General features: G+C 65.9%; 19 protein-coding genes. 2 read left to right on the top strand and 17 right to left on the bottom strand.

Annotated elements, in window-relative coordinates; all coding sequences use genetic code 11:
* Positions 1–105 precede the first annotated feature (105 nt).
* Entirely contained in the window at positions 106–615 is a 510-nt protein-coding gene (locus ABG80_RS02025) for a hypothetical protein (protein WP_083505729.1), read from the bottom strand.
* A gap of 532 nt (positions 616–1147) precedes the next feature.
* Between ABG80_RS02025 and ABG80_RS02020 the strand changes: the two genes are divergently transcribed.
* On the top strand, positions 1148–2083 hold the full coding sequence (locus ABG80_RS02020; RefSeq protein WP_456059362.1) for an integron integrase: 936 nt from the start codon (positions 1148–1150) through the stop codon (positions 2081–2083).
* 20 nt (positions 2084–2103) lie between these two features.
* Here ABG80_RS02020 and ABG80_RS02015 read toward each other — a convergent pair whose 3' ends face one another.
* From ABG80_RS02015 to flgB, 16 genes are all read right to left on the bottom strand, one after another.
* Complete coding sequence (locus ABG80_RS02015) at positions 2104–2793, bottom strand: glutathione S-transferase family protein (RefSeq protein WP_058086117.1); 690 nt, start codon at positions 2791–2793, stop codon at positions 2104–2106.
* A gap of 44 nt (positions 2794–2837) precedes the next feature.
* Positions 2838–3509: a glutathione S-transferase family protein gene (locus ABG80_RS02010; protein ID WP_058086116.1), complete on the bottom strand. Its 672-nt coding sequence runs from the start codon at positions 3507–3509 to the stop codon at positions 2838–2840.
* A gap of 64 nt (positions 3510–3573) precedes the next feature.
* On the bottom strand, positions 3574–4674 hold the full coding sequence (locus tag ABG80_RS02005; RefSeq protein WP_083505728.1) for a serine/threonine protein kinase: 1101 nt from the start codon (positions 4672–4674) through the stop codon (positions 3574–3576).
* A gap of 99 nt (positions 4675–4773) precedes the next feature.
* The gene (locus ABG80_RS02000) at positions 4774–5127 is read right to left on the bottom strand and encodes a hypothetical protein (protein WP_058086115.1); all 354 of its coding nucleotides are present in this window, start codon (positions 5125–5127) and stop codon (positions 4774–4776) included.
* A 73-nt stretch (positions 5128–5200) separates the two neighbouring features.
* Positions 5201–6406, bottom strand: a complete 1206-nt coding sequence (locus ABG80_RS01995; protein WP_058086114.1) for an EAL and HDOD domain-containing protein — start codon at positions 6404–6406, stop codon at positions 5201–5203.
* A 27-nt stretch (positions 6407–6433) separates the two neighbouring features.
* Entirely contained in the window at positions 6434–7672 is a 1239-nt protein-coding gene (flgL, locus tag ABG80_RS01990) for a flagellar hook-associated protein FlgL (protein ID WP_058086113.1), read from the bottom strand.
* 11 nt (positions 7673–7683) lie between these two features.
* Positions 7684–9459 (bottom strand): flagellar hook-associated protein FlgK, encoded by a 1776-nt coding sequence (gene flgK / locus ABG80_RS01985; RefSeq protein WP_058086112.1) that lies wholly within the window; start codon positions 9457–9459, stop codon positions 7684–7686.
* A 20-nt stretch (positions 9460–9479) separates the two neighbouring features.
* The gene (gene flgJ, locus ABG80_RS01980; RefSeq protein WP_058086111.1) at positions 9480–10535 is read right to left on the bottom strand and encodes a flagellar assembly peptidoglycan hydrolase FlgJ; all 1056 of its coding nucleotides are present in this window, start codon (positions 10533–10535) and stop codon (positions 9480–9482) included.
* Position 10536: 1 nt separating this feature from the next.
* Complete coding sequence (locus ABG80_RS01975) at positions 10537–11667, bottom strand: flagellar basal body P-ring protein FlgI (protein WP_058086110.1); 1131 nt, start codon at positions 11665–11667, stop codon at positions 10537–10539.
* Between the two features lie 42 nt (positions 11668–11709).
* Positions 11710–12414, bottom strand: coding sequence for a flagellar basal body L-ring protein FlgH (locus tag ABG80_RS01970; protein ID WP_058086109.1), 705 nt, complete (start codon positions 12412–12414; stop codon positions 11710–11712).
* The gene (gene flgG / locus ABG80_RS01965; protein WP_058086108.1) at positions 12414–13199 is read right to left on the bottom strand and encodes a flagellar basal-body rod protein FlgG; all 786 of its coding nucleotides are present in this window, start codon (positions 13197–13199) and stop codon (positions 12414–12416) included. Before flgG ends, ABG80_RS01970 begins: the two co-directional genes overlap by 1 nt.
* 36 nt (positions 13200–13235) lie before the next feature.
* On the bottom strand, positions 13236–13967 hold the full coding sequence (gene flgF, locus ABG80_RS01960) for a flagellar basal-body rod protein FlgF (RefSeq protein ID WP_058086107.1): 732 nt from the start codon (positions 13965–13967) through the stop codon (positions 13236–13238).
* A gap of 41 nt (positions 13968–14008) precedes the next feature.
* Positions 14009–15331: a flagellar hook protein FlgE gene (gene flgE / locus ABG80_RS01955; RefSeq protein ID WP_058086106.1), complete on the bottom strand. Its 1323-nt coding sequence runs from the start codon at positions 15329–15331 to the stop codon at positions 14009–14011.
* Between the two features lie 43 nt (positions 15332–15374).
* Complete coding sequence (locus ABG80_RS01950; RefSeq protein WP_058086105.1) at positions 15375–16028, bottom strand: flagellar hook assembly protein FlgD; 654 nt, start codon at positions 16026–16028, stop codon at positions 15375–15377.
* A gap of 2 nt (positions 16029–16030) precedes the next feature.
* On the bottom strand, positions 16031–16441 hold the full coding sequence (gene flgC / locus ABG80_RS01945; RefSeq protein WP_058086104.1) for a flagellar basal body rod protein FlgC: 411 nt from the start codon (positions 16439–16441) through the stop codon (positions 16031–16033).
* Positions 16442–16461: 20 nt separating this feature from the next.
* Complete coding sequence (gene flgB, locus ABG80_RS01940) at positions 16462–16899, bottom strand: flagellar basal body rod protein FlgB (protein WP_058086103.1); 438 nt, start codon at positions 16897–16899, stop codon at positions 16462–16464.
* A gap of 164 nt (positions 16900–17063) precedes the next feature.
* Here flgB and flgA point away from each other — a divergent pair, with 164 nt between their 5' ends.
* Positions 17064–17888 carry a flagellar basal body P-ring formation chaperone FlgA gene (gene flgA, locus ABG80_RS01935; protein ID WP_058086102.1) on the top strand — a complete coding sequence of 275 codons (825 nt, stop codon included), beginning with the start codon at positions 17064–17066 and terminating at the stop codon, positions 17886–17888.
* The last annotated feature ends 50 nt before the right edge of the window (positions 17889–17938 follow it).

Below are 17938 nucleotides of genomic sequence, written 5' to 3'. Positions count from 1 at the left end.
GGCCTTGACCTGCCTGACAGCCTCCAGTTTGTACTCCAGGGTGTACTTGCCACGTACCTGCTTGTCGACCATTTCTTCGCTCCTTTCCAGCATTGTGGTCATGAGCTAAGAACTCCACTTTTCGGGGGCAACCTCAGCAGCCCTCATGAGCGCCTTCGTGTACAAATGGTGAAAACCGTAGAGAGCGTGGAATGCAAAGCCGAAAGAGGCCTTGCCGGAGGCAGACCTTGATTTCGGCGTGACAGCAGAGCCGAAGTACAGACGGGTCGTGGATTGATCGGTCTCCGCCATTAGCCAGGATCTTGTTCGGCTAAGGAAGTCGCAAAGTAGAAGTTGATTGCCTGAGCGGTCCTCAACACTCCATGCAGCAAATTTGGCTTCGTGGCCCACCGCTAAATTGTGGGCGGCCTCGTCGGATGAATGTTTGCCAGCAGCCAATGCCAAGATTTTGCGCTCAACCTTGAAGAGCGGTGTTGTGTAGAAAGCAGCGATGTACTCGGCCATTGCAATGTGACGAGGCATGTCCATGTAATAGCAGTCCGTATACGAGCCATCACGCCTGTAGCGTTGCAACAAGGCGCCTTCAGGTAACTTGCTTGCGATGATGGGTGCCATGTTCGTTCGGTAGTTTGAAGAAGCCTAACGCCAAAGTTCAGGGGCGCCCGCTTGGCGTGGCCGAAGCGCGCAGTGGTGGAGGCGTCCCCTGCAACGCACAGTTAGGCCGATGGTGGCGTGCGGCTGACTTGGCATGAAACCCCTGTGTGTTGATTGCTAGGCTGACGCCAGCTTGAATGCAAGCATGCCACGAGACCTTGCGCGAACCAAGGTGCGTATGCCTGGCTGCCAGTAGCCACCGAGGAGGTGGCTCGCTTGACCTGTGCACGCGGCGCATTCACGCGAGGGCCTAACTGGAAATAGCCAACCCACCACCCATGCGTGGGTGTTGGTCTAACAAGTCGTCCCAAAGCGGGAAGACAAGGCGGAGCCCATCTGCCAGCATGAACCCATCTCCCTCGTTGTGGTGTTGGCCTAAATGAAATAGGCAACCTAAATGTTGATGGCATCCATCCTATCCGAGCCGCGTCCCTCGTCAATTCAGTTGACTCCTGCCGCTCCCCCCAAAAAGCCCCCCCGTCTGCTGGATGCCGTGCGCGAGCAGATCAGGCTGCGCAATTTCTCGATCCGCACCGAGCAGGTCTACGTCGATTGGTGCAAGCGCTTCATCCTGTTTCACGGCAAACGCCACCCGGCAGAGATGGGCTCGCCGGAGTTGGAGGCCTTTCTCACGCACTTGGCGGTGCAGCGCAACGTGTCGGCAAGCACACAAAATCAGGCCAGATCAGCGGTTTTGTTCATGTACCGTCATGTGCTGAACATGCAGCTGCCTTGGTTGACAGAGGTGGTCCTGGCCAAGGCTTCACAGCATCTGCCCGTGGTGCTCACCCACCGGGAGGTGAAGGCCTTGTTGGATGAACTCTCGGGCGTGCATGCACTCGTGGCTTCGCTCTTGTATGGCACCGGCATGCGTTTGCTGGAAGGGCTGCGTCTGCGCATCAAGGACATCGACTTCGAGAGACGCGAGCTGGTGGTTCGTTGTGGCAAGGGGGCCAAAGACCGGGTGACGGTGCTGCCGGAAAACCTGGTGTTCCCGCTGCAGCAGCAGGTCTCGATGGCGCGGGCGCAGCACCTGCAGGATCTGGCAGCCGGGCTGGGTGATGTGTGGCTGCCGAATGCCCTGGCCACCAAGTACCCCCGGGCCGCCAAGGCCACGGGCTGGCAATTTGTCTTTCCCAGCCCCAGCATCTCGGTGGATCCGCGCGGAGGCGCCGAGCGTCGACATCACCTGACCGAGCAGGCCATCCAACGGGCCGTTGCCGGTGCGGCGCGCCGCGCTGCGCTGGACAAGCCCTGCACGCCCCACGTGCTGCGGCACAGCTTTGCGACGCATATGCTGCAGGCGGGCTATGACATCCGCACGGTGCAGGAGTTGCTGGGACACGCCGACGTCAAGACCACGCAGATCTACACCCACGTGATGAATCGGGGTGGTCGCGGTGTGCTCAGCCCGCTCGACAAACTGTGAGTGCGAGCCAGGCGGCAGACTCAGCGCTGCACCATCCCCCGTGCCGCTTCGATGAACGCCTTGGCGTCCTTTTCCTTGTCGGGCGAGACCAGGCTGTCCACTTTGACAGGCACCTCGATGCCGCGCTGGCACGCCGGCCTGGCTTTCATCGCATCCAGCCAGCGCTGCAGGTGCGGCAGCCCCTCTACCGACACGCCCGACCACTTGTGTGTGCGCACCCAGCACCAGTTCGCGATGTCGGCAATCGAGAAATCGCCAGCCAGCCATTCTTCACGCGCCAGTTGACCGTCCAGCACCTCGAAGAGCCGGCGCGACTCATTCTGGTAGCGGTCGATGGCGGGCTGGATCTTCTCGGGGAAGTAGCGGAAGAAGACATTGGCCTGTCCCATCATCGGGCCCACGCCTCCCATCTGGAACATCAGCCACTGGATGACACGCGAGCGGCCCTTGGCGTCTGTGGGCATCAGGCGACCGGTCTTTTCGGCCAGGTAGATGAGGATGGCGCCCGACTCGAAGACCGCGAAGTCATCGGCTTCGCGGTCGATGATGGCCGGGATGCGGCCGTTGGGGTTGATGGCCAGGAACCAGGGCTGCTTCTGCTCGTTGCTGGCCAGGTTGATGGGGTGCACGGTGTAGGGCAGACCCAGCTCTTCGAGCGCGACGGAGGCCTTGTGGCCGTTGGGCGTGGCGGCGGTGTAGAGGTCGATCATCGGAGGACTCCTTCTTTGGCTTGTCGGTGTGACATGGGGCAGGCTCAGGCCTTGAGCGATGGGCGATTCGCCAACGCCGTGCGCCAGCGCAGCAGGTTCGGGTGCTGCTCGCCAGGTTTGAACCCGATGACGCGTGCAAAGTCGGTCAACACCACGGCCGTGATGTCGGCCCAGGTGAAGTGCTCGCAGCAGATGAAGTCGCGGCCGGCCAAGTGGCGGTCAAGCTCCTCGAAGAAGCGCATGGCCCTGGCTTGGCCGCGGCTGCCCAGCTCGGGGATTTGCGGCACGTTGGCGGCGCCGGTGAGGGCACGGTCTTTCATCGCAGGGTGCGTGTTGCGAAAGGCCTCGGCCACCGCGAGCAGGCCTTCGAACTCGATGCGGGCCACGAAGCTGGCCACCAAGCCTTTTTCCACCGGGGTGCGGCCCAGCAAGGGCGGCTCGGGGTGCGCGGCTTCGGCCCAGGCAGCGATCGCCTGGTTGTCGGGCAGCACGGTGCCGTCCGGCAGTTTGAGCGCGGGCACGGTGCATTGCGGGTTGATGGCGCGGTAAGCATCGCCGAGGTGTTCGCCCGCAGCCAGGTCGATGATCACCGTTTCGTGGGCAATGCCTTTTTCGGCCAGCAGGATGCGGGCACGCCTCGGGCTGGGCGCCATCTTGAAGTCGTACAGCACGGGTTGGGGGGCTGGGGCGGTCTGCGGTGGCGTCGTCTCGGGCATTCGGTCTCCTCGGGGGAACGGGTGCGGGGCAGGGCTGGGCTGATTGGCTGGCGCTGGTGCGCCGTCAGCGGTCCCAGTTCAGGTCGGCGTCGGCGTCGCCATCGTCTTGCTGGCCCCAGTTGGCGATGCCGAGTTGGCTGGCATGGTCTGGGGCCGCCGTGGCCATCAGGTCGATTTGCTGGCGAAGCTGGTCGCGCTGCTGCTGCCAGTAAGTGCCCGATTCGAACCAGGGGAAGGCGGCGGGGAAGGCCGGGTCGTGCCAGCGGCGCGCCAGCCAGGCGCTGTGGTGGATCAGGCGCAGCGTTCGCAGGGGCTCGATCAGTTTGAGCTCGCGCCAGTCGAATTCGGCGATCGATTCGTAGCCATCGAGCAGGGCGTCGAGCTGGCGGCGGCGTTCGTCGGCCTCGCCGCTGACCAGCATCCACAGGTCTTGCACGGCGGGGCCCATGCCTGCGTCGTCGAGATCGACGAAGTGCGGGCCTTGCGGTGTCCACAGCACGTTGCCGGGGTGGCAGTCACCGTGCACGCGCAGCCAGCGCAGGCCGTCGATGCTGGCGAAGGCGGCTTCCACCAGCTCCAGCGCTTGGCGGGCGGTGTCCAGCCAGGGTTCGCGCACTTCTGGTGGGATGGTGTCGTGCTCGGCCAGCCAATGGTGGGCCTGCCAGCCCAGGGTGTTCGCGTCCAGGCGCAGGCGATGCGTGAAGGGGCGCTGAGCGCCGACCTGATGCAGGCGAGCCAGGAAGCGACCGATCCAGCGCAGCACCTCGGGGTCTTCGAGCTCGGGCGGGCGGCCGCCCCGGCGGTGGGCCACGGCGATGCGGTGGCCTTTGAAGTGCGCCAGCGTGGGTGGTGTGCCCGTCACGCTCGCGGTCTCACGTGCGTAAGGCAATTCGTGCGTCAGCGCCATGGGGGGCACGGCAGGCACTTCGGCTTCGGCCAGTTCGAGCGCGAAGGCGTGTTCTTCCAGGATCTGCTCGTCGCTCCAGCGCCCGGGGCGGTAGAACTTGGCAACCACCATGTGGCCGCTGTCGAGCCCGACCTGGAAGACGCGGTTTTCGTAGGAGTTGAGCGTCAGCAGGCGGCCGTCGACGCGCTGCCCGCAGGCCTCCAGGGCGTCGAGGATGAGGTCGGGGGTGAGGTCGTCGTAGGGGGTGTCCGCGTGCATGCCGCATCTTACGGCGCGGGTCGTGGCCTTGCCCGCGAGCGGGTCAGCCTGAGAGGGCGTCGCAGGTGAGGCTGGTCGGGCGGCGGAGCACGCTGCGGATCACGCCTGGCGCATGGCCCCCGCCCAGTTCACGACCTGGTCGTTGACGAGGTGCAGCACGAAACCGGTCAGGCCGAGCTCGAAGGCGAGCTGCGCGGCGTTCATGGCGACCTTGACGCCGTCGTCGGCCGGGATGGCGGCCAGCGTGATCATGGCGCCGGCAAGTGGCAGGCATGCCGAGATGGCACCGGCTGCGAGCACGCGCCAGCTCAACACGCGTCGGCGCCCGAAGGCGCGCAGGATGCCCAGCTTCCACGCGGTGAAAAAGAAGTTGACGATCAGGGCGATCGACATGATCAGAACACCGATGAGGGGGGCCAGCGCATCCATGCCGTCGAGGATAGCGATCGGCATTTTTTGCGCAAGGGTTTACCCTCAACTTGAGGGGCGTCGGGGCGCTTGCATGCGCCCCATCGTTCGCGGGGGATCAGTCCAGCTGCGAGGCCGAGCCCATCGCGGCCAGCAAGGCGCCGTTGATGTCGTCAAAGCCCATCATCAACTGGTCGGCGGCATCCTTGATGTCGAAGACGTCGCTGCCCTCCATGGCTTGCACCAGCTTGAAGTAGGGCTCGTAGGGGCCGGTCTGGTCGGCCAGGGCCTGGTAGACCCGCTCGGGCACGGGGATGGTTTTGAGCAGCTCGCTGAAGGGCTGGCGGAACATGCGGTCGAGCAGCGAGAAGACGCCGCAGATGAACAGCTCGTTGCGCATTTCGTCGCTGCCGCTGACCTTGGCCAGCTCCTCCATGACCAGGCCACGGCGCACGGCGGCGAACATCACCGGCTTCATGTTCGGGTCCTTGGAGGCGGTGGCCAGCAGCAGGGCCAGCCAGCGCTTGAGGCGCTGGTAGCCGAGGATCATGATGGCGTGTCGGAAAGAGCTGATCTCCACCGACAGGCCGAAGGCCGGCGAGTTGATGTAGCGCATCAGCTTGTAGGCCAGGGGAGGGTCGTGCTTGAGGGTGTTCTCGAGCACCTCGATTTCTTCCTGGCGGTGCACCTGGTCGATGAGCTGCACGATGACTTGCAGGGCCGGCTGGTCCGCCGGTTTGCTCGAGCCCTGGGTGACGTCGTCGATGGGCCAGCCGAGCACGGCCGTGGCGCCGTGGCGGAAAGCGGTTTCCATCTCGGCCACGTTGCTCACGCCCGCCTGGATGTGGCTGATGCTGCGCCCATTGCCGGCACCGGGGGCGGCCTGGGGGGCGGCAGAGCCGTCGTTGCGCCGGTCATTCTCGAAGTCGATGATGGACTGCTTGAAGCAGGGCAGCACCTCCTTGGGCAACTCGCCCAGGGGGCGGCCTTTGAGCAGCAGGGTGCTGCCGTTGGCTTGCAGCGTGCACAGCGCGTCGATGTTGGCGCGGTCGCAGGCCATGAAGGCGGGCACTTCGATGAAGATGTGCGTGCCAGGCTGGGCGGCCATCAGGTCCTGCAGCAGGCCCTCGTTGGCCACGTTGAGCCACAGCCCCGGGCCACCGACGGGCCAGACCTCGCTCAAGGCGCTCAACAAGGATGGCGCATCCAGCTTCTGGCTGGGGTTGATGGGCCAGACCGTCAGTCGGGTGGCGGTGACGGCCCGGTTGCGGTCGATGACCGGGCTGTAGGACAGGGCGATTTGCCCGAGGATGGGGTGGTCCATGGTGTCGGCGGGGCGGTGAGGTGGGGGTCAGCCGTTGATGTAATTGAACAGCGAGAGTTGTTGCACGGCCGCGTAGCTCTGCAAGGCGACCTGGTAGCCGGTTTGTTGGCCTTGGAACTTGGAGATGGCTTCGGTCAGGTCCAGGTCTTCCGCCGCAGACTTTTCCTGCTGTGCCGCCAGCTTCAAGGCGCTGATGCGGTTGTCGATGCCGTCCATCCGGTTCAGGGATTCGCCCACCGCAGAGCGCGCTCCCTGGATGTTGTTGAGCACGCTGTCGAGCCCGGTGATGCCGGTGGTGGTGATCTGCTGGACCGTGGGGCCCAGCACGTTGTCCTGGCTGAGCGCGGCGATGGTGTCGTCCAGCGTCTTGAAGATGCTCTGGCTGTTGGTCGACTCGCCAATGGTGAAGACGTCGCCGTTGGCCGGCTCGCCCGAGACCGCCACCGCCATGCCCAGGCCGGGGATCTGGATGGCCTTGCCGGAGGTGAACGAGTTGCCCGTGCTCAGCGGGGTTTCCGGCACGGTGCTGGTGTCGACGATGTCGTAGGTGCGGGTGCTGCCGCTGGTGGCAAAGCGCAGCTCGTAGGTGGCCGAGGTGCCGCCGCCCGATGGGTAGGGCAGGGCAGACGGGTCGGTCACGGTGCCGGAGTTGATCCAGGCCTTGCCGCTGTTGCTGCCGGCCAGTGGCCCGGTGGTGAAGATGCCGTTGCCGGTCTTGGACTTCAGGAAGATCTGTTCGCCATCGACAGTGAGGTTGAGCTTCTCGCTCGAAGAAGCCAGCATCTCGCCGCCTTGTGCTTCGAAGCTGACGCCGGTGGTGTTGTCCACGAAGGGGGGCTGCGACGAGCCTTGGCCGCCGAAGACGTAGCCGCCACCGCCGTCGGGTCGGTTGGCGACGTTGAGCAACTGGTTGCGGATCTCGCGCAGCTTGATGGCCAGGGCCTTGCGCTCGCCGTCGCTGTAGCTGCCGTTGCCGGCGGCCACCAGGGTTTCGCGAGCCGATTGCAGCAGCTCGACCGAGTCGCCCAGGGCGGATTCGGCGATGCCCATCACGTTGGCGCTGGCGTCCAGTGCGCGTTTGTTGGCCTCGGAGCGAGCGATGCTGGCCAGGGCGCGTTCGGCGCGGGCGGCGGCGGTGGGGTCGTCGCTGGCCCGGTTGACGCGTTTGCCCGAGGTCAGCTGGGTTTGTGTCTCGGACAGGTCTTGCTGGCGCTTTTGCAGGTTGGCGATGGCCGTGTCGTAAGCGTAGGCGGTGACGATGCGCATGATCAGGCTCCTCAACCGCGAGCGGTCTGCAGCAAGGTGTCGAACAGGGACTGGGCGATCTGCAGGACCTTGGCCGCAGCCTGGTAGCTCTGCTGGAACTGGATCAACTTGGCGGCTTCCTCGTCGAGGTTGACGCCGGTGACGCTGGTCAGGGTCTGCTGGCTGGTGTCGGCCAGGGTGGCGGATATGCTGGCCGAGGTCTTGCCGCTTTGCACCAGCACGCCGAGGTTGCCGATCATCTGGGAGTAGGCGTCGGTCACGGTGGCCTGGGTGCTGCCGTCCAGCGAGATGATGGTCTGGTCGCGCAGCTTGAGCAGGGCGCGGGCGTTGCCGTTGTTGGCGCTGGGGTTCTGCGTGATGGCCACGGTGATCTGGTCGCCCGGGCGGGGCACGCCGGTGACGTTGACCATGAACAGCGCCTCGGGTGGCGTGGAGCCGGCGTCCGCGTCGCTGATGGGCGTGCCGGCCGACCAGATGCGCGCGGGCGTGACGTCCTTGTAGGGCACGCCGCTGGCGTCGACGAAGCGGTAGGTCAGGGTCGGGTCCAGCGGATTGGGCTGCTCGAAGATGACTGTCAGCGGTTGGCCGTTGGTGGGCAGGGACGAGCCGAAGTCCAGCGCGTTGACGCCGGGCAGGGCGCGGTTCATCACCAGCGACTCGATGGCCATCGTGCCCTGGTTGGCAGGGGCCACGGCGGCGGTCAGCGGTGATGCGGCGGCCAAGCCTTTGGGTTGGTTCAGCGCCAGGCTGACGGTGGCCGCCGAGCTGGTGTTCAGGAAGATGGGGATGCCGACGGGGGCGCCCGTTGCGTCGAAGGTCGTCTGCGGGTTGCCTTCGAGGTCCACCCCCAGCGCCTGCTGGTCGTTGATGGCGTCGGCGAACTGCTGAACGAAGGTGTCCAGGTTGTCGCGTGTTTGTGCGATGTCGGTGTCCTGGAAGGTCAGCAGCCCCCTGATCGCGCCGCCCACCATCTGGTCCGAATCCAGGATGCGGTCCGAGCCATTGGTGCGCAGCGCCACCCGGGCCAGGGTGCTGTCGAGCGGGTCGCGCACCACCGAAAGTGTTTCAGCGCTGTTGCTCAGCACGAGCAGCTGGCCGCCGCCCATGAAGACGTTGAGCGAGCCGTCGTCGGCTTCGACCGTGTTGACCTGCACCAGCTTGTTGAGGTCCTGCACGAGCTGGTCGCGCTGGTCGAGCAGGTCGTTGGGTGCGTGGCCGATGCCACTGAACGAGGCGATCGCCTGGTTGGCCTTGGCGATCTGCTGCGTCAGCGAGTTGATGCGCGCGACCGAGGTCTCCATGTCGCTGACCACACCGAGTTGCAGCTGGTTGAGCTGGTCGGCAGCGGTGTTGACGCGGCTGACCCACTCCTTGGCGCGCGAGAGCACGACCTGGCGGGCCGACATGTCTTGCGGCTGGTTGGCGACGTCGACGAAGGCGTTGAGCAGCTGGCTGGCGGCGTAGCCCAGGCCGGTCTCGCCGGTGGGCAGCACTTTTTCGATCTGGTTGAGCTTTTCCAGGCGGGTCTGGTCGGCCGCCGCCATGGACTGGTTCAGGTTGTTTTCCTTGATCAGGAACTCGTTGGTCTGGCGCGAGATGGTATTGACCTTGACGCCGCGACCGAAAAAGCCCGCACCGGTGTAGAGCCCGCTCTCGGTCGCCAGCTCCACCTTCTGGCGCGAGTAGCCAGGCGTGTTGGCGTTGCTGATGTTGTGGCTGATGGTGTCCAGGTTGACCTGGGCGGCCGACATGGCCCGCGTGCCCAGACCGAAGATGCCTGATCCCATGGTGTCCTCCGATCAGGTCGTCACGCCATGCTGCGCTGAACGCGCAGGGCGGTGTTGATGACCTGGGTCAGCTTGTTCGCATAAGCCGGGTCGGTGGCGTAGCCTGCCTTTTGCAGGCCCTGCGCGTAGCCCTGCGCCGTGTCGGCCTTGGCGACGGTTTGACTGTAGCGCGGGCTCTGCGTGAGCAGGCGGGCGTGGTCCTTGAAAGCGTCCTCGTAGGAGTCATACGCACGGAATTTGGCCGTCACCTTGCGGGCGACGCCGCCGATGTACTCGGTGGTGGTCACCTCGGCGACCTTGCCAGTCCAGTTGGCGGTGGCCTTGATGCCGAAGAGGTTGTGGCTGGGCGTGCCGTCCTTCATCTTGATCTCGTGCTTGCCCCAGCCGGACTCCAGCGCGGCCTGGCCCAGGATGTGCCCCGAGGCGATGCCGGTGGCGGCCTCGGCGGCCTTGGCCGCTTCGTGGTGTTTGCGGATGAACTGCTCGCTGTGGCTCAGGCGTTTGCCGTCGGTGGGGCTGCTGGCGGTGTTCGCGGTGTTCGTGCGGGCGTTGCCCCGATCCAGGCTCTGGGCCCGGCGCAGGATCTCGTCCAGGCCGGTGCTGTTGCTGCCTGGAAAGCCCCCCGCGTCGAGGTCGCTGAGGTCTCCCAGGTCGCCGAGCTGGCCCAATCCCTTGAAGGAGCCCTCGCTGGCCATGCGACGCAAGGGGCTCGCAGCGGCCGTGTTGCCTGCGCTGGCGGCGGCCTTGTCCTGGGCCTCCGGCTTGAGGCCCATCTGGCGCTCGAGTTGGCGGGTGATGGCGTCGGCGAGGCCGCCCGGTCGCCCGGTCATCTGCCCGGCGAACTGGGTGTCGAGCATGCCGGTGGCCATCTCGGAGCCGCTGTTGTCGAACATGCCCGTGGACATGGTCGAGGCGCGCATGCTTTTCATCAGCTCGCCCATGAACAGGCTTTCGAGCTGTTTGGCGGTCTCGCGCACGGCGGCGCGCGGGTTGGTACCGGAGGTGCCTTTGAGGCGGTCCAGCGACCGCAGGTCCATGGTCAGGCCATTGGTGGCGGCGGGGTTGTTCACGCTCATGTCAGATCACCTCCAGCTCGGCTTGTAGCGCGCCGGCCGCCTTCATGGCTTGCAGGATGGCCAGCAGGTCCTGCGGGTTGGCGCCCAGGGTGTTGAGCGCCTTGACAACGTCGGTGAGCTTGCTGCCGGCTGGCATCTGGATGATGTTGCCGGGCTCCTGGTTGATCTGGATGTCGGCCTTCTCGGTGACCACGGTCTGGCCTTGCGAGAACGCATTGGGCTGGCTGACCACCGGGGTGGAGCTGATGGTCACCGACAGGTTGCCGTGGGCCACCGCGCAGGGGCCGATGGTGACGGCCTGGTTCATGACGATGGAGCCGGTGCGCGCGTTGACGATGATCTTGGCCGAGGGCGTGGCGCGGTCGATGGAGAGGTTCTCCAGGTCGGCCATGAAGGCCACGCGGTCGCCGCTTTGCTGGGGCAGGCGAACCATCACGCTGCGCCCGCTCAGGGCCTCGGCGGTGCCAGGGCCCTTGACCTTGTTGATCGCGTTGACCACCTCGCGGGCGGTGTTGAAGTCGTCGGACTGCAGGTCGTACTGGATGGCGCTGCCTTGCATCCAGGGCGTGGGCACCGAGCGCTCGACGGTGGCACCAGCGGGGATGCGGCCGGCGCTCAGGTGGTTGACCGTGACCTTGGAGCCCCCGGCGGCGGCGCCTGCGCCGACCACGACCACGTTGCCTTGCGCGAGCGCGTAGATCTGGCCGTCGGCGCCCTTGAGCGGGGTGGCGATCAGGGTGCCGCCGCGCAGCGATTTGGCGTTGCCCAGCGAAGAGACGTTGATGTCCAGCGGCTGGCCGGGCTGTGCGAACGGGGGCAGGGTGGCGGTCACCAGCACGGCGGCCACGTTCTTGAGCTGCATGGGGGTGCCGGCCGGCACCGTGATGCCCATCTGCTGGAGCATCGCGTTGATGCTCTGGGCGGTGAAGGGGGTCTGGGTGGTCTGGTCGCCGGTGCCATCGAGGCCGACGACCAGGCCGTAGCCCATCAGCTGGTTGGGCCGCACGCCCTGCACGGCGGCGATTTCCTTGAGCCGCACGGCCTGGGCCTGAACGGGCCACCACAGGGCTGCCGATGCGGCCAGGAAGGCCAGGGCGATCAGCAGTTTGAGGATGCGGTCAGTGTGGTTCATGGCGCCGGTTCCAGGGGGGACTCGGCTCCATTTTCCGGACCTTTAGAAGGGCGAGACGCTCAAAAAGAACCGCGCCAACCAGCCTATTCCTTGGGCTTCGTGCTGCTGGCCTCGGCCCATCTGCTCGACGCGCACATTGGCCACCTGGCTGGACTTCACGAGGTTGCCCGGCTGGATGGTGTAGGGGTCGATCTGGCCTGAAAAGCGCAGGACGTCGACGTTTTTCGCCACGCCGATCTGCTTTTCACCCGACACAATCAGGTGCCCGTTGGGCAGCACCTCGACCACCGTGGTGGTGATCGAGCCGGTGAAAGTGCCCGTGGCCTCGCTGCTGCCTGTGCCGTCGAATTTGTTGTTGCTGCTGCCTTCGGCGCCCAGCTTGGCCACCTGGGTGATGTTGGCGATCGGCACGGCCGTGATGGTGCTGTCGACCGAGCCCTTTTTCTCGACCGAGCTGGTGGTTTCCTGCTTGGCCGAGACTGTCTCGCTGATCTGGATGGTGATGATGTCGCCCACCATGCGCGCGCGGTGGCTTTCGTACAGCGGCCGGTATCCCGCCTGCTGAAACAGCGAGCCGTTGTTGACCGGCGTGTAGGCACCTGCCACCGGGCGAACCTGGGTCGGCTGCATCACGTCGACGCGTGGGTTGAGCACCTCGCAGCCGGCCAGGGCCAGTGCGGCGGCGCCCAGCGCCAGGCGTTGCATGGCCAGGCGCGTGGCGCGTCGTGCAAGGCGGGCGGCGGTCATCACAGCTGCCCCAGCTTTTGCAGCATCTGGTCCGAGGTCTGGATGGCCTTGGAGTTGAGCTCGTAGGCGCGCTGCGTCTGGATCATCATCACCAGCTCCTGCACCACGTTGACGTTCGACGTTTCCACGAAGCCTTGGGCCAGGCTGCCGCGCTCGTCGGCGGCCGGGTTGCCCGATTGGGGCGTGCCCGAGGCCACGGTCTCCTGGAAGTAGTTCTGACCCTTGGGGTCCAGCCCGTTGGGGTTGATGAAGGTCGAGAGCTGGAACTGGCCGATGCGCTGTGGCGTGGTCGTGCCCGGCACGGTGGCCGTGATGACCCCGTCGGTGCCGATGGTCACCTGGGTCGCTTCGGCCGGGATGGTGCCGCCACCGATGTTGACCGGGTAGCCGTTGTTGGTGACGAAGCGGCCCTGGTTGTCGATCTGGAAGGCGCCGTCACGGGTGTAGCCGATGGTGCCGTCGGGCAGGGTGACCTCGAAGAAGCCCTTGCCCTGGATGGCCACGTCCATGTTGTTGCCAGTCTGCTGCAGGTTGCCCTGCGTGAACTGGCGCGACGACGCCACCGCGCGCACGCCCAGGCCGGCTTGCAGGCCGGTCGGCAGGGTGGTCTGGTCGGAGCTGCTGGCGCCGCTTTGCCGCAGGTTCTGGTACATGAGGTCTTCGAAGACCGCGTGCGTCTGCTTGAAGCCGTTGGTGCCGCTGTTGGCCAGGTTGTTGGAGATGTGGTCCAGCTGGGTCTGCTGGGCTTCCATGCCGGACTTCGATACCCACAGGGAACGCATCATGGTGAAACTCCTTCGGCGCGTTGCCGTTGTTCAGGGTCAGCCGTTGGCCGACAGCAGCTGGGCTGCGGACTTCTCGTTTTGCTCGGCGGTCTGCATCAGGCGCATCTGCGTCTCGTACTGCCGCTGCGAGGCGATCATCTGCACGGTGGTCTCGATCGGGTTCACGTTCGAGCCTTCCAGGGCGCCGTCCTGCAGCCGGGCGGTTTCGTCCAGGGGCAACTGGGCGCCATCGGCTGCGCGGAACAGGCCGTCTTCGCCGCGCTGCAGCTTGGTCTCCGGCGTCACCAGCTTGATGCGCCCCACGTTCTGGCTGGTGCCATTGCGTGCGCGCGCGCTCACGGTGCCATCGGCGGCGATGCTGGGCTCGGTCCCCACCGGGATCGTGATCGGGCCGCCGTCGCCCAGCACCTGCAGGCCTTCGGCGGTCACCAGGGTGCCCTGGTTGTCGGTCATCAGGTGGCCGGCGCGCGAGTAGGCTTCGGTGCCATCGAGCCCCTGCACGGCCATCCATGATTTGCCCATCACGGCCACGTCCAGCGGCCGGTTGGTGGGGGTGATGGTGCCGGCGCTCTCGTCGTAGCCCACGGTGGTTTCCAGCGAGTAGACGCGGGTCGAGGCCCCGTCGCCTCGCACCGGCACGGCGCGCAGGGCATGCAGCTCGGCGCGAAAACCCGTGGTGCTGACGTTGGCCAGGTTGTTGGCCAGCACCTCCTGCTGGGCGAAGTTGGCCTTCGCTCCAGCCATGCTGAGGTAGATCATGCGGTCCATGGTGTGCTCCGTGTGCTCTGTTCGCTCGGCTCAGCCCGTCATCAACGCAGGTTCACCAGCGTCTGCAGAACCTGGTCTTCGGTCTTGATGGTCTGGGCGTTGGCCTGGTAGGTGCGTTGCGCCACGATCATGTTGACCAGCTCGCCGGTCAGGTCGACGTTGGACTCTTCCAGCGCACCCGACTGCAGCAGGCCGTAGACGCCGCTGCCGGGGGCACCCAGCGGCAGGGGCTCGCCGGAGGTGTTGGTGGCTTTCCACTCGTTGGCGCCAATGGGCTGCAGGCCGTTGAGGTTGCGGAAGTCGGCCAGTTGCACGCGCGCCAGGGCTTTGGACTGGCCGTTGGTGTAGCGGGCCTTGACGGTGCCGTCCGACTCGATGATGAAGTCCGACAGGTTGCCCGCGCCGTAGCCGCCACCGATCAGGTTGGTGACGGCGTAGTTGCCCGAGTACTCGGTCGAGGCCGACATGTCGAAGGTCACGCCCGTCAGCGGCTGACCGTTGTTGCCGCCCGGGATGTCGGGCAGCGTGATGACGGTGTTGGCCGGCAGCGAGCCGTCGGGGTTGAAGATGACCTGGCCAATCGGCAGCGGCGTGGGGGTGGGCACGGCGGTGAGCGCGCCAGGTGGGTTGATCGATGCGGCGTTGGTGTTGCCGTCAGCGGTCACGTAGATGTCCCAGGTCGCGCCTTGCGCTGCCACGGGCGGGGTGGCCGACAGGTCTTCGGCCACGGCATCGGCCACCTTGCGGAAGTAGTAGTTCATCGCGATCGGGGCGCCGTTGTCGCCATAGACCGTCTGCGATGTCACGAAGTTGTAGCTCTTGGAGTTCTCGAAGTCGATGCCGATGGCCGAGTCGATCGTGTTGGCGCGAGCGTCCAGGTTGGCCGTCATGGTGATGGCTTCAGCCGGCTCGGGCGCGGAGCCGTCGTTGCTCAGCTGGATGGGCGAGCCAGCGGGGCCTGCGGGGGCACCGGTTTCGTCCAGAGCCTGGCCCAGCAGCTTGTGCTTCTCGTTGTTGATGATGAAGCCTTCGGCGTCGCGCTTGAACTGGCCATTGCGCGAGTAGACGGTCTCGCCCTGGTCGGTGGCCAGCGCAAAGAAGCCCCGCCCGTTGATGGCCAGGTCCAGGTTGTTGGACGTGGTCGAGATGTTGCCCTGCGTGAACTGCTGGGCCACCGCCGCCACGCGCGCGCCGATGCCGATGCCGTTGTTGCCCGCACCGCCCAGGGAGGCCGCGTACATGTCGGCGAACTCGGCACGCGAGGCCTTGGCGCCATAGGTGTTGGCGTTGGCCACGTTGTTGCCGATGACCTCCAGCGCCTTGCTGGAGATGTTCAGACCGGAGAGACCTTGCTGGAAGCCCATGATCGTGTCCTTTCGGGGGTGCTGCTGGGGAGTGGGCGGGAAATCAGGAAACGGCCTTGACCTGGGTGTACGGGATCGTGAGCCCGTTGGCCAGCTCCAGGTTCAGGGTGCCGTTGTTGGTGTTGACCGCGGTCACGGCCGCGCCCATCATCGGCGTGGCCGTGACGGGCTTGTTGTTGCTGGTGGCGGTCACCTGGAACTTCAGGCCGCTGGTGGACACGCCAGCCGGCGGTGTCCAGTCGAAGCCCTGCCGACCAGCGGCTTTGCCGGTCTGCGTGAAAGAGTCGATCACCGTGCCAGACGAGTTCAGCACGTCGATGCGCACCGAGGTGGCCGCAGCGGCGAGGTCGTAGCCGGCCGAGGCCTTGCCCTCGTTGACGAAGAGCTGGTTGCCTTCGAACAGCACGCCATTGCCCACGAGCGACGAGCCCTGCAGCATCTGCATGCTGGCCATGTTGGTGCTCATCGAGGTCATGGTGGTGTTGAGCTTCTCGATGCCCGTGACCGTGTTGATCTGGGCCATCTGGCTCGTCACCTGGGCGTTGTCCATGGGGTTGAGCGGGTCCTGGTTCTGCATCTGCGTGACCAGGAGCTTGAGGAATCGGTCCTGCGCGTCGGCGTTCGAGGTCGACTTGTTGGCCGTGGTGGCGGCACTGGTGGCGCTGGCAGCGGTGTTGTTGGTGACGGCGGTGGTCATGATCAGTTACCTTGTCCCATCTGCAGCGTCTTGCTCAGCAGCGACTTCGCCGTGTTCATGACCTCGATGTTGTTCTGATAGGAACGCGAAGCGGAGATCATGTTGACCATCTCCTCGACCGCGTTGACGTTGCTGTAGGTGACGTAGCCTTCTGCGTCGGCCTGGGGGTGTTTGGGGTCGAACTGGCGGCGACCCGGGGTGTTGTCCTCGGTGATCTGCGAGACGTTGACACCGGCGGTGCCCACGTCGCCCATGGGCGTGGTGCTGAAGACCACCTGGCGGGCCTTGTAGGCCTGGCGGTCCGGGCCGGCGACCGTGTCGGCGTTGGCCAGGTTCGAGGCCACGACGTTGAGGCGCTGGCTTTGCGCGCTGACCGCGCTGCCTGCCACGTTGAAGATCTTGAACATCGACATGCTGGACTCCTCTCAGGGCCTCACTGGCCGGTGATGGCCGTGTTGAGCGTGCGCACCGTGCCGTTGATGAAGCGCAGGGTGGCCTCGTAGCGCACGGTGTTGTCCACGAAGCTGGCGCGCTCGCGGTTCATGTCCACCGTGTTGCTGTCAAGGTTGGTCTGGGCGTTGGAGGCGTAGGTCAGGGCCGGGTCGGCGTTGGCGCCAGCGGGTTTGCCGTCCAGGCCCATGTGGCCGGCGTGGCCGCTGCTCAGGCGAACGGCGTTGGGCGCCAGGGGACTGGTGCCGGCCGAGCGCTGCCCGGTGGCCTGGCTCAAAGCCTGCGAGAAATCGAATTCACGCGCCACGTAGCCGGGGGTGTCGGCGTTGGCGATGTTGCTGGCGATCAGGCGCTGGCGCTCGGACCGCAGCGTGAGCGCGGTGGCCTGAAAGTTCAGCGAATCGGTCAGTCTGTTCAGCATGGTGGGATCCCTCCGGCGGGCTGCTCCCGGAGGTCCGGGATGCAGGTCGACGCAGCTTGAGGGGGATGTTGATCCTTGCGAGCCGGAACATGAGCCGAAATAGCGCGTCAAACGGGCCTCATTTCCCGCCCTTGCGCGATGCGCCTGCTGACTAAATTGGCGGCATGGACCCGAACCCCGTCACCGCCAACTGCCCACACGCGTGCCGCCCCTTCGGGCTGGCCCGAGCCTGGGCTCGGCTGGCGTTGACACTGGGGTTCTGTCTGGCTGGAGCGCCCATTGCCCAGGCCGATCCTGGCAATGCCTCCACACTGGGTTTGCAGGCGCAGGTTGAAAGCCTGCTCAAGCAGCAACCCTTGCCGCACCAGGCCGAGCCAGGCCGCGAGGGAGCGGCAGACACCCAAGCCCGTCAGGCTGACAAGACGCCCCCCTGGCGTGTCGAGGTCAGCCTGGGGCAGCTGGATCCGCGCATCCGCCTGGCGCCGTGTGACCGCGTCAAGGCCTACCTGCCGGGCGGCGCCCAACTCTGGGGGCGCACCCGGGTGGGCCTGCGCTGCGAGCAGGGACCGGTGCGCTGGAACGTGTACTGGCCGGTGCAGGTCAAGGTCTGGGGGCAGGCGCTGGTCGCGACCGTGCCCCTTCGTCCTGGCAGCATCGTGTCGGCGTCGGACGTCGCTCGGGCCGAGGTTGACCTCGCCGCCTCGGATTCGCCCGCCCTGGTTCGCCCAACGGACATCGTGGGGCGGGCTGTACAGCGTTCGATTTCACCAGGTCAAAGCCTGCGCCAGGCCGATGTGCGCTCGCGTCGCTGGTTCGCCGCAGGCGATCCGGTCCGACTGAACGTCAAAGGCCCAGGCTTCATGGTGGCGGCCGAGGGCGTGGCGCTGGCTCCTGGCGACGAGGGGCGTTGCGCCCGCGTCCGAACGGAACAGGGACGCGTTGTTTGTGGTCAGCCGGTGGGTGAACGCCTCGTGGAGGTGACACTTTGACCCCCCACCAGAGACAAAATCTTTCAAATTGCCCCCCCTTGGTCGGGGGG

Source organism: Aquabacterium parvum, from assembly GCF_001447195.1.
Taxonomy (GTDB): Bacteria; Pseudomonadota; Gammaproteobacteria; order Burkholderiales; family Burkholderiaceae_C; genus Aquabacterium; species Aquabacterium parvum.
This window is presented reverse-complemented; position numbering and strand designations above follow the sequence as displayed.